The sequence below is a fragment of the Actinosynnema sp. NPDC004786 genome (assembly GCF_053601135.1).
On record NZ_JBSGBG010000029.1, the window covers coordinates 73,892 to 85,405 of the forward strand.

The following is an 11,514-nucleotide window of genomic DNA, read 5'->3' on the forward strand; positions in this document are numbered from 1 at the left end:
GGCTCTTAGAATGTGTTTCACTATTCCGTCCCAGAGTGGACTTGAGGGGGAGTTCCAGCATGGTGACCTCGCGTTCGCGGATCGGCTCGGGGAAACCGGTCGACGCGCTTCTCGGTGACCGGGACCGGCGGTACTTCGGGAACGGGTTCAGGCAGGGTGTGGTGCGGTTGCGGACGGTGGACCGCGCCCCCGGCGTCGACGGCGCCATGCGGTCCGTCGGGCTCGGGTCGGTCGAGTACCCCGCGCCATGGTCGGTCAAGGCAGCCGGCCCGCAGGACGTGCACGTGAGCACGATCGACGCGTACCTGCTCGCGGTCTCGGCCGCGTCGTCGCTGCTCGGTCGCGAGCGGGCCGGTGCGGGCCGGCCGCTCGGCGCCTCGTGGGTGCGTCGGTGCGCGATCAAAGCGGGCAGCGTGCCGATCGAGGACGGGCTCGATCGGATCCCGGTGTCGGCCACGCGGGTGCGCGGCTCGTCCGACCCGGCGGTTCCGACGCTCTCGGTCGCGGTCGGCGGCATGGCGGTGACGGTGGAGGTGGATCCCGGTGACGCCGTCCGGTTCCCGAGCGCGGTGGACGTGCCCCGCACCTACCGCACCACGGTGGCCGACCTGGTCGACGTCGAGGTGGCCCCGGGTTCGGCCGAGGTGTCGGCGACGGTCGTCTACCGCACCGGGCAGGCGGAGGGGGAGTCCTTCCCCGAGATCGAGTCCCGCTACCCCGAGAGCGTGACCTTCGCCGAGGCGTTCGCCGACATGCTGCAACTCGGCCAAGTGGGCCTGTACGCGCTGGACGGCGTCAGCCGCGCCGACAGCGGGACGCTGTGGATGCGCAGCACGCTGTTCGAGGCGACGTCGCCGCTGCGCCCGCGCGTGCCGGGCGACCGGATCACCGCCGAGATCCGGTCGCCGCGCGTCGTGACGATGCGCGGCCGGCGCTGGCGGGTCGCGACGTTGCGGTCGCGGCGGGCGTCGATGACGCTGAGCTGCTCGGTCGCGCACGCCCTCCCGGAGTCCGGCCGTGGCCGGTAACCCGCGCGCGGACTCACCGCCGGCGACGGTGCTCGGGATCGGCGGCTACGTCCCTGGCGTCCGGGTCACCAACGCGGACCTCCAGCGCCGCCTCGACACCACGGACCAGTGGATCACGCAGCGCACCGGCATCCGCGTCCGGTACCGCTGCGCTCCCGGCGAGGCGACCAGCGACCTCGCCGTCGAGGCCGGTCGCCGGGCGCTGCGGCACGCCGCCCGCACCGCGGTGGACGCCGTGGTGGTCGCGACGACGACACCCGACCACCCCAGCCCGGCCACCGCGCCCGCGGTGGCGAAGCGGCTCGGCCTCGGCACCGTCCCGGCGTTCGACGTGCAGGCCGTGTGCAGCGGGTTCCTGTACGCGGCTTCGATCGCGACCTCCTTCGTCCGGTCCGGGTGGGCGTCGACCGTCCTCGTGATCGGCGCCGACGCGTTCAGCTCGATCCTCGACCCGACCGACCGGGCGACGGCGGTGATCTTCGGCGATGGCGCCGGCGCGGCCGTCATCGGCCGGGGCGAGGTCGCCGGCGAACCGGGCTGGGGCACGTTCCACCTGGGCAGCGACGGCGATGCCGCGGACTGGATCACCGTGCCGGGAGGAGGGTCGCGGGCGCGGTCGTTGCCGGGGCAGGAGTTCGGCGAGTTCTTCCGGATGCAGGGAGGCAGGGTGTTCCAGGCCGCGGTGGACGCGATGGCGTCCTCCTGCCGGTCGGCGCTGCGGGATGAGGGCTGGCGCGCGTCGGACGTCGACCACGTGGTCGGGCACCAGGCCAACATCCGCATCCTGCGTTCGGTGGCGCACGTGCTCGACGTCCCCGAATCACGCCTGGTCGTGCACCTGGACCGGGTCGGCAACACCTCCGCCGCGTCGATCCCGCTCGCCATGACGGCGGCCAGCCCGCGCTTCCGCGCCGGCGACAAGATCCTGCTCACCGCGTTCGGCGGTGGCACCACCTGGGGTGCGGCGACGCTGGTCTGGCCTTCCCGGCTGTCCGTCACGACTGTGTTGGGAGACAACGATGGGTGAGACGACGGACCTGACCTACCTGGACATCGCGGACACGTTCAACGAGCACTTCCCGGAGTTCGCCGCGGACGTCGACGAGCGCACCTCCTTCGACGACCTCGACCTGGATTCGCTCGTCCTGGTCGAGCTGGGCGTCGTGCTGCTCAAGCGGTACGACGTGCGGCTCTCCGAGGATGACATCGTCGGCGCACGCGACTTCCGCACGCTCGCGGCACTGGTGAACGAGCGCAGGCGCGCCGACTCGACCCGCACCGCCGGATGAGGGCCGCGGTCCCGGCAGGGGTCGTGTTCGCCGACGTGGACGGCACCCTGATCCGCGGTTCCAGCCTTGTCGACCTCCTGCTGTTCGACGCCGGGACCCGCGACGCGATCGCCGCGGCCGAGGTGTTGGTCCGAACCGTGCGCCAGGCGGCGGCGTCGGGCGTTCCCCGGTCCCGCACGGCCCCCTTGCTGTACTCGTGGTGGGCGGACCGGCCGGTGGCGGAGGTGCTCGACGTGGCGGAGCGGTGGGTGCGGTCGGGACTCCGGTCGGACCGCGCCCGGTTCGCGCACCGCGCGGTGGTCGAAGAGATCAGTGCGCGCCGCAGCGCGGGCGCCGCGCTGGTGCTGGTGTCCGCGTCGTTCGACGCGCCGCTCGCGGCGCTGGCCGGCATCTTCGACGCCACCGATGTCCTGTGCACGCCGATGGTGGTCGTCAACGGTCGTTACACCGGCGCCACCGGGGTCCCGATGTTGGGCGAGCGCAAAGCCCGCGCGGTGCGGGACTACCTGGCGGGCGCGCCACCCGGGCACAGCACCGCCTACGGCGACCACATCACCGATCTGGAGATGCTCGCCGCGGTCGACGAGGCCGTGGTGGTGGCCGACCGGACGCGCGGGCCGCTCGTGGCCGAGGCCGCCGTGCGCGGGTGGCGAGTCATCGACGTGCCGGCTTGACCGGTTGAGCGACATAGTTCGAACTTGTACTATGCGAACTCGAACGATCCGGCGCCCCCGGGCGTCCGATCACCCCCTTTCTTCTCCGCGGAGGATCCCGGTGGCTCTCCCGACAACCGCTGCCCGAGTGTCCAAACCGGCGCTCGCCTTGACCGCCCTGGCGATCGCCCAGTTGACGATCGGCCTGGACTACAACATCGTCTTCGTGGCGCTGCCCGACATCTCCTCGATCGGGTTCGACGCGCATCAACTGCAGTGGACGATCAGCGCCTACACCATCGCCTTCGGCGGCTTCCTGCTGCTCGGCGGGCGTTGCGCCGACCTGCTCGGCCGCCGCAACGTCTTCTACGTCGGCCTGGCCCTCTACGCGGTCGGATCGCTGCTCGGCGGTGTCGCGCAGAGCCCGTCGGTCCTGCTGGTCGCCCGTGCCGTCCAGGGCCTCGGCGGCGCCGTCCTCGCACCCGCCACGCTGTCGTTGATCACCACCGCCTTCGCCGAAGGGCCCGAGCGCAACCGCGCACTGGGCATCTGGGGCGCGGCCGGGTCCAGCGGCATGGTGCTGGGTTCGCTGCTGGGCGGCGTCCTCACGCAGTGGCTGGGCTGGCGCGCGGTGTTCTTCGTGAACCTGCCGATCGTCGTACTGGTCGCGCTGCTCGCCGCCGCCTCCATCCCGCGGGACGCCGACGTCCCGCGGTCTCTGCGTTCCTTCGACATCCCCGGTGCGGTGGCCATCACCGCCGCGTCCACCCTGCTGGTGCTCGGCCTGGTGCAGGGACCCGCGGTCGGGTGGTCGGCCCCGGTGACGGTCGTCAGCCTGATCGCGGCGGTCGTGCTCCTGGCGGTGTTCTCGGTGATCGAGTCGCGTACCCGCGAGCCGTTGATCCCGCTGACGGCGTTGCGGCACCGCAACCTCGTGCTCGGGACCGGAATCGCGTTCGCCTTCATGGCGACCCTCGGCGCAATCCCGTACTTCTTGACCACCATCCTGCAGGATGTCTACGACTACAGCGCGTTCAGGACGGGCCTGGCGTTCATCCTCCCGTGCGTCGGCGTGCTGGTGGGCACCGTACTCGGCGGCAAGCTGGCTTCGACGATCGGCCTGCGAACGATGCTCACGGCGTCGATGGCCGTCGCGGGCGCCGGCATCGTGCTGTTCGCCGTGCTGCTGCGCGTCGACGGCTCCTTCCTCGGCCTCGTCCCGGGAATCGTGGTGTTCAGCGTGATGCAGGGCGTCATCTTCACCGGCATGTACGCGGCGGCGACCTCCGGCCTGCCCGACGAGCAGCAGGGCTTGGCCTCCGGGGTGGCGTCCAGCGGACAGCAGATCGGTGGCGCGGTCGGCCTCGCCGTGCTGGTGGCGGTTTCCGGGGCCGCCGCGACGGGCAGCAGCCCGGACGCGGATGTCGTGAACGGCGCGCAGGTCGCTTCCTACGTCGCGGCGGTCATCGTCGTGGTCGCCGCGCTGCTCGGGGCGGCGTTGCGCGTCAAGCGGATCCCCGCCGTCGGCGCCGCGGATCCGGTCGACGCCCAGCGCGGAGCGGGAGCGACTTCGCCGTGACCGCGTCGGTGTTCCACCCGCCGTCCGGGAACGGGTGATCCGGCCGACGCGGTGGGTCGTGGTGGACCGGAACGGGCCGGGGGAGCGGTCCGCGAAGGGATGAGAACTGCGCCGACAGTCCGCGAAGGTGGTTCCCGTTCGGTGGCCGAGCGGTGGATGACAGGCGTTCCCGGAGCGGGTCGGTGCGCAAGGCGGAAACAGGGGAGGAAGAGATGGGGATTCCTGCGACCACGAGCCCGTGGGCGGTCGGAGGCAACACGGCCTTGCGCGAACTGGGTGACTTCATGGCCCGCAAGCGGGCGACCATCCGGCCGGAGGAGGTGGGCATACCGTTGACCCCCGGCGCGAAGCGGCGCACTCCCGGCCTGCGTCGCGAGGAAGTCGCGCAGTTGGCCGGGGTCGGCTTCTCCTGGTACACCTGGATAGAGCAGGGCCGGGCGGAGAACGCGTCCGCGGCGGTGCTCGACCGCCTGGCCCAGGTGCTGCGGATGACGCTCAACGAGCGGCTCTACATCCGCCGGCTGGCGGGGCTGGATTCGAAGGTGGCCGAGCCGGACGGCGCCATCCCGGACACGCTGCTGCGCCCGTACGCGGAGTACTGGTCCGCAGGACCGGCCTACGTCATCGACCACACCTGGAACGTGCTGGTCGCCAATGATCCCGCGCGTGCGGTCCTGGGGTTGCGGCCCGGCGTCAACCTGGTACGGGCCATGTTCGAGGACGAGGCCGTGGCCGCCGCCTTCACCGACATCCGGCGGGTGCAGGAGGACCTGGTCGCCCGGTTTCGCACGCACACGTCGTATTACCCGTGTGACGAGCGGGTGTGCGCGCTCGTGCGCCAGTTGTCGGAGAACATCCCGCGGTTCCGCAGGCTCTGGCGGCAGCACGACATCGCCGAGGATTCCTGCGGCGAGGTGTTCGTCGAGACCGAGCACGGCCCGAGCCTGATGCACTGGACCACCCTGTGCTTCGCCGAACGATCAGGCATGAAGCTGGTCGCCTATTACCCGCTGCACCCGCGCACCGCCGCTCCGGACGCGGCGGGAGGGTGAACCGCCTCCGAGTCCGCCCCTCCGCGCCGGCCGTGAACCCCGATCGGTGGCGGCTGTCCGCGGGTTTCCGATGCCGCCGTCAGTCCTGATGGAAGGAAACATGCACACAGGATTCGGGATCTTCCTCTCGCCCCTGCACGACCCGAGGACCGATCCGCACGTCAACCTCCAACGTGACCTGGAACTGGTCGAACTCGCCGACCGGCTCAACTTCGACGAGTGCTGGTTCGGCGAGCACCACTCACTGGGCTGGCCCCTGGTCGGCGCGCCGGAGACGATGATCGCGGCGGCGGCGATGCGCACCGAGCGGATCGTGCTGGCCAACGGCGTGGTGACCGTGCCCTTCCACCACCCGTTCCACATCGCCACCCGGGCACTCCTGCTCGACCACCTCACCAAGGGCCGCTACGTCCTGGGCCTCGGCCCCGGCGCGACGCCGAACGACGCGCACATGCTGGGCATCGCCGCGGATCGGCTGAAGCCCCGCACGCTGGCCGCGATACCGACGATCATCGAGCTGGTCAACGGCACACGCCGGATCACCGAGCACACCGACTGGTACGACCTCGTCGACGCGCGGATGCAGTTGCCGCCGTACTCCCCGGAGGGAATCCGGTTCGCCGTGTCGAGCGTCGGATCCCCGTTCGGACCGCGGGTCGCGGCCGAGTTCGGGATGGACCTCCTGTCGTTCGGCGCGCCACCACCGGGGTGGCCGGCGGTCGACCTGGCCGCGCAGTGGCGCATCGCCGAGGAGACGGCGGCGGTCCACGGCACCGAGGTGGACCGGGCACGGTGGCGGGTCGCCGTCCCCATCCACGTCGCCGAGACCCGCGAGCAGGCATACGCCCAGGTGGAACGAGGCTTCGGGCGGTGGATGCACAACTACTGGGGCGACGCCGTCGGCGCCCCGGTCACCCCCGGGGCGTCCGCACGGGAGGACGTCCTCACCGCGGTCGCCGAGAAGCGCGCCATCATCGGCTCGGTCGAGGACGCCGTCGAGGCGATCGCCGACCTGCGCGAGCGGACCGGTGGCTTCGGCACCTTCCTCGCGTACGTGATGAGCTGGGCGCCCTGGTGGGCGACCAAGCGCTGCTACGAGTTGCTGGCCACCGAGGTCGCCCCGGTCTTCACCGGGTCCACCGTGCGCGGCCTGGACTCGATCGCCTGGAGCGGGAAGTGGCGCGCGGACAGGGAAGCGGCGGTGCGGGACGCCGCGATCGTGCCGGGTCCCGCGCGGTGACGGCCGTGCGCATCGCCCTGCTCGGCGCCTACGGCTCGGGCAAGACCACGCTGGCCGCCGCGATCGAGCGCGAATTGGGCATCCCCGCCGTCCACGCCGCAGGCCCGATGCGGGTCGACCCGGACGACGACGGGGAACGGGTCCACGACTGGACTCCTGCCCAGCTCATCGGGCTCACCGTCGCACGGTACGGCGATCGCCGCGCGGCCGAGCACCCGGCTGCCTTCGTGTCCGACGGCAGCGTGCTCCACGAGTTCGTCTACGGCGCGCTGCGCCTGCGCGACGGCTCCTACCCGGGTACCGGGCGACGGCCCGACAGGGCGCGGCTGGCCGCGACCGACCTGCCCGTGGTGCTGCCGCTGTTCTGGGCCCCGTACCCGGCCGTGCGGCAGTACGCGAGCCGGGCGTACACACTGCTGGTCCACCTGCCCGCCGAGGTCCCGCTCGCGGCCGATCCGCCGATCGACGACGACTTCCGTGCGCGCACCGACGCCATGCTCACCGACCTCTGCGCCGATCTCGGCCGGCCGGTGCACCGGGTCACCGGGACGGTCGAGCAGCGGCTCCACCACATCGCCCGACTCGTCGAGACCACGCGGAAAGGCCCCACGACATGACCAAGACCTCCGGCGTCCGCTCCCGGACCTCCGCAGCGAATCATCCCCTGCGCGACCGGGTCACGCCCACGATGCCGTTACCCGACTTCCGGAACCACCCCAACCTCAAGCTCGCCGTTTCCGGCACCTTCTCGTCGGGCAAGTCCACGACCAGCGAGGCGCTGTCCGTCGCGACCGGCATAACCCGCACCCACGCGAAGACCTCCCGGCAACTGCTGGTCGACCTGGTGCCGGGCAAGACGGTCATGGAACTCAGCGCGATGGAGCTGGTGAAGCTCGGCCTGCGCCGGTTCGAGGAGCGGGTGCACAACGAGTCCGGCGAGGGCCCGTTCATCTCCGACGGCGGGGTGTTCCACGAGTGGGTGTACTTCGAGGCCCGCATGCGCGTCGGCATCAACCCCGGTGCCACCTGGTGGTTCCAGAGCATCAAGAAGCTCATGGGCCTGCCGGTGAAGCACTTCTACCAGCGCTACACCGACACCCTCGGGGAGATCACCCGGGCGCGGGCCAAGCGGATCTACGACGCGTACGTGCACCTGCCGGTGGAGTTCGACATGGAGCCCGACGGGCACCGCCCGGTGTCGGAGCCGTTCCGCCGTCTCTCCGACGACCTGCTCATCGCCGCGCTGGAGGAGCTGGAGATCCCCTACCGCGTGGTCGGCGGCAGCATCGAGGAGCGGGTTTCCACGATCATCGACTTGTTCGGCCTGCCGCTGGTCGTGCCGTTGGCCGAGGCCATCGGGATCGCCGAAGAGCGGGTCACCGCCGACCTGGACGACCTCAAGGCGGACGCCCGCTACCACGAGGCCCAGCGCAAGAAGAGCCTGCTGCGCCAAATCCAGTACGCGATGCGCTACTGATCGGCGACGAGGTGCCGACCGCCGTCACCCCTGTCGCGCTCACCACGTCCGAGGCGACCGTCTGGTTCGTACCGGACGGGACCGTGGAGCTGACCGCGGCCCGGTGGTTCCGCGACCTCGACGCCCACCCCGACCACCTGCGGGCACTGGAGCGTGAGGGGCCCTACCTGCCCGCCAACGTCGGGGTGGTCCTCGTCTGCCCGCACGGTGCCGGTCCGACCGTGCTGATCGACGCCGGGCTCGGCCCCGTCCGGGTGGCCCGACCGCCGGACGGTGACCGGATCATCGGCGCCGCGTCCGGCGGCGCGCTGCTCGACAACCTCGCCGCCATCGGGGTGCGGCCCGCCGACATCGACCTCATCTGCTTCACGCACCTGGACGACGACCACGTGGGGTGGGTGCGGCACACCGATGCCCTCGCCTCGATCCCGCTCGTGGTGTCGATCGAGGAGTGGGCGTGGGCCTCCCGGCGGAAGCGCGCGGAACTGGCCGCGCGCAACCCGGTCCGGCTGGTGCCCGCGGGTGGTTTCGCCGAGCCGCCGGTGTTCGCCAGGGCCGCGGTCGGACACACGCCCGGCCATTGCATCTACCTGATCGGGAATCCCCCGTCGGCGGTCGTCACCGGCGACGCGCTGCACTGGCACACCCAGGTCGCCTTTCACCGCACCCACGTGACGGTGGACGAAGATCCGGGCGCCGCCGTGCTGGTCCGCGGCGCACTGATCACCGAACTCGCGCGTCTCGGCGTCCCCGCCTTGACGGCGCACCTGCGGCATCCCGTGGGCCGCGTCGCCGTCGTCGGGAACGCGTATCGATGGGAGCCGGTCGATGAGGGCCGGTGACGGACGGGCGACCGGGACGATCAGGACCGCCGACCGCTCACCTGGTGCTCCGCGCCGACCGCCTTCATCAGCAGCCGGGCCAACTGCTCCTGCTCATCGCCGTCGAGCACGTCCAGCGGTGACCGCTCCTGGAGCGCGGCGAGCACGTTGGCCCGGCACCGCTCACCCGCTTCGGTCAGCACGACCTGCTTGGACCGGCGGTCACTCGGGTGCGGCTCCCGACGGATCAAGGACTGGGCCTCCATCCGGTCGGCGATGTAGGTGGCGTTCGACGGCTCGCACGCCATCCGCGCCGCCAACTCCCGCAGCGTCATCGGCGCGTCCAGCTCGCGCAACGCCACGACCTGCGCGGCCGTGATGCCCAACCGCTCGGCCACGGCTCGTGAATGCGCGTCCAGCAGTTGCGCCAGCTGAGCGGCCAGCCCAGCCACGTCGTCCTGCGAAGCGCATTCTTTTCGCATACCCTCACCCTACCGTCTCGACGGGCGCTCAGGGGCCGCGGACCATCCGCCGTCCCGGCGTTACCGCAGGCCCGTGACCTGCGATGGTGGTGCGTGGAGCGGGTGCACGACCACTCGTCGCGCCTGCTGCCGCGACCGCCGAGGCGCCGCGGGGCGTCACGCTGAGACGTGTCGGACGAACCGGGGAATCGCAAACCGTGTGCCGGGAACGGTCCGCCGTCGGCAGTTGGTCGCAATTGCGCCGAGGAGTGGCTCCGACCAGGATGATCGGCCAATGGGCTGTGTGATCAGCGTGCACCATCTCGACCGCAAGCGGTCACTCGGGGCGCTGTCCCGGGCACGGCCGGAGTTCCACCGGTGTCTGACCCGTCGGGCGGACGGGCTGTTCGAGCCGGCCGACGCCGTGCTGTGCGCCGACGGACCGGTACGGGTCGTGGACGGGTCTGCTGGACGCGGTTCGGTCGCCGCCCGGCGCGGACGTCGCCGCGGTGACCGTCGCCCAGCTGCGCGGGGTGCTCGAACGGCTGATCGCCGCCGGCCACTGGACGCAGGGCGATCCGGAGATCCTGGTGGTGCTCGACGCTGCCCTCCGGCGGGGTGAACAAACCGGTCTGGCTGTGGTGCTCCGATCCCGATTCCGGACCCGCCGAGCCCTCCACGGTCCGATCGAACTCGCCGGGGTTCACCGGGTTTGGTACACCTCGGGCTTGAGAATGGTCCGCGTCGCGGTCAGGCGACCGTCGAGCATCCTCTGCAGCACCTCGGCGGCACTTTCGGTGAGGCGGTGGGCGTCCTGGACCACCGTGGCTCGCAGCGGGCTTGCGGCGGTCGCGATGAGGTGTCGGGCTTCGGGGATGCCGTCGACGCCGATGACGGTGGTCTCATTGGTGAGCGGTGATCCCGTCGCCCGCAGCGCGTCGACCGCTCCCAGCGCCATCTCGTCGTTGGTGCAGAACACGGCGTCGAGACGGGACGTCCGAGCGGCTTGTGACCGGATGTGGGCCTGGACCGCGTCGTAGGCACGCGAGCGGCTGAAAGCGCAGGTGTCGTCGATGTCGATCGACACGTTGCCCAGACCTCGTCGCAGGACGTCCGCGCACGAGTCCTGGCGCTCGGCGTGCTCGCGGCTGGCGACGATCAGCACGTGTGGCCGCCGCACACCACGTCGCCGGAGGTGGTCCACCAACCAATGGCCTGCTTCCACCCCGAGGTCGGCGCTGACGTAGCCGACGAACGCGGTGTTCGCGGGGTACTCGCTCTCGTCGTCGAACGGCTCGACGTCGGTGAACACCACGGGCAGCGCCAGTTCGGCGCAGAACTCCACCAGCAGTGGGCGCATCCGGTGCAGCTCGGTCGGAACGACGAACCCACCCAGGTAGCTGGTTTTGGTGTTGAGCACCCTTCGCAAGTCGTGACCCTGCGAAGCGGCGTCGTAGTCCCGGTCCGGCACCTTCAACACCAGGTCGATGCCCTTGCGGTCCAGTGCGCGGTGCAGGCGTTGCACGAACTCCGCGACCCAGTACTTCTGGCTGAAAGCCGAGATGACGACGAATGCCTGGCGCGTGTGAACCTTCCGCGCCCTCCGGCGCAGCAGAAGCGGGGCGGCTACGAGCGACGCCACCACGGGGATCGTCCACGCGGGCACCTGCTCGAGCAGCACACCGCTGCGGACGAAGACGACACCGCCGACGACGACCACGCCGCACACGGCGGCCAACACGGCGATCCTCACCGGTGCCGATCGGATCACCGATGCCCCATGGTGGACGTGCTGCTCGAACGTGACCACCGCGTCACGCCCCGCCTGGACGACGGCACCGGAAGACGAGGCCCGACCCCGCTGCCGGACAGTGGGTTCACGACGATCCGACATCCCGGGAGAATTCCGATTCG

At 71.3% G+C, this 11,514-nt stretch carries 12 protein-coding genes; 10 read left to right on the forward strand and 2 right to left on the reverse strand.

The features are described from left to right. Nucleotides 1-59 precede the first annotated feature (59 nt). The 10 genes from ACWEFJ_RS24550 to ACWEFJ_RS24595 all read left to right on the forward strand — a co-directional run bounded on the left by ACWEFJ_RS24550 (nt 60) and on the right by ACWEFJ_RS24595 (nt 9,160). Entirely contained in the window at nt 60-1,028 is a 969-nt protein-coding gene (locus tag ACWEFJ_RS24550) for an AvrD family protein (RefSeq protein WP_449715190.1), read from the forward strand. Further along, nucleotides 1,018-2,055 (forward strand): beta-ketoacyl-ACP synthase III, encoded by a 1,038-nt coding sequence (locus ACWEFJ_RS24555; RefSeq protein ID WP_449715191.1) that lies wholly within the window; start codon nt 1,018-1,020, stop codon nt 2,053-2,055. The genes ACWEFJ_RS24550 and ACWEFJ_RS24555 overlap by 11 nt, the downstream gene beginning before the upstream one ends. Continuing rightward, nucleotides 2,048-2,317: a phosphopantetheine-binding protein gene (locus ACWEFJ_RS24560; protein ID WP_449715192.1), complete on the forward strand. Its 270-nt coding sequence runs from the start codon at nt 2,048-2,050 to the stop codon at nt 2,315-2,317. Before ACWEFJ_RS24555 ends, ACWEFJ_RS24560 begins: the two co-directional genes overlap by 8 nt. Continuing rightward, entirely contained in the window at nt 2,314-2,991 is a 678-nt protein-coding gene (locus tag ACWEFJ_RS24565; protein WP_449715193.1) for an HAD family hydrolase, read from the forward strand. The genes ACWEFJ_RS24560 and ACWEFJ_RS24565 overlap by 4 nt, the downstream gene beginning before the upstream one ends. 127 nt (nt 2,992-3,118) lie before the next feature. Further along, nucleotides 3,119-4,549 carry an MFS transporter gene (locus ACWEFJ_RS24570; protein WP_449715194.1) on the forward strand — a complete coding sequence of 477 codons (1,431 nt, stop codon included), beginning with the start codon at nt 3,119-3,121 and terminating at the stop codon, nt 4,547-4,549. A gap of 212 nt (nt 4,550-4,761) precedes the next feature. Continuing rightward, nucleotides 4,762-5,601, forward strand: coding sequence for a helix-turn-helix domain-containing protein (locus tag ACWEFJ_RS24575; RefSeq protein WP_449715195.1), 840 nt, complete (start codon nt 4,762-4,764; stop codon nt 5,599-5,601). 100 nt (nt 5,602-5,701) lie between these two features. Beyond that, nucleotides 5,702-6,841 (forward strand): LLM class flavin-dependent oxidoreductase, encoded by a 1,140-nt coding sequence (locus ACWEFJ_RS24580; protein ID WP_449715196.1) that lies wholly within the window; start codon nt 5,702-5,704, stop codon nt 6,839-6,841. A gap of 5 nt (nt 6,842-6,846) precedes the next feature. Then, nucleotides 6,847-7,458 (forward strand): AAA family ATPase, encoded by a 612-nt coding sequence (locus ACWEFJ_RS24585; RefSeq protein WP_449715197.1) that lies wholly within the window; start codon nt 6,847-6,849, stop codon nt 7,456-7,458. Beyond that, nucleotides 7,455-8,318, forward strand: a complete 864-nt coding sequence (locus ACWEFJ_RS24590; protein WP_449715198.1) for an ATP/GTP-binding protein — start codon at nt 7,455-7,457, stop codon at nt 8,316-8,318. The genes ACWEFJ_RS24585 and ACWEFJ_RS24590 overlap by 4 nt, the downstream gene beginning before the upstream one ends. A gap of 11 nt (nt 8,319-8,329) precedes the next feature. Next, a complete protein-coding gene (locus ACWEFJ_RS24595) occupies nt 8,330-9,160 on the forward strand; it encodes an MBL fold metallo-hydrolase (RefSeq protein WP_449715199.1) in 831 nt (276 codons plus the stop codon). Nucleotides 9,161-9,180: 20 nt separating this feature from the next. On the opposite strand, the gene ACWEFJ_RS24600 is transcribed toward ACWEFJ_RS24595, so the two are convergent. Together ACWEFJ_RS24600 and ACWEFJ_RS24605 are read right to left on the reverse strand one after the other, a co-directional pair. After that, a complete protein-coding gene (locus ACWEFJ_RS24600) occupies nt 9,181-9,621 on the reverse strand; it encodes a MarR family winged helix-turn-helix transcriptional regulator (protein WP_449715200.1) in 441 nt (146 codons plus the stop codon). 682 nt (nt 9,622-10,303) lie between these two features. Next, nucleotides 10,304-11,410 (reverse strand): sugar ABC transporter substrate-binding protein, encoded by a 1,107-nt coding sequence (locus tag ACWEFJ_RS24605; RefSeq protein ID WP_449715201.1) that lies wholly within the window; start codon nt 11,408-11,410, stop codon nt 10,304-10,306. Between the last annotated feature and the right edge of the window lie 104 nt (nt 11,411-11,514).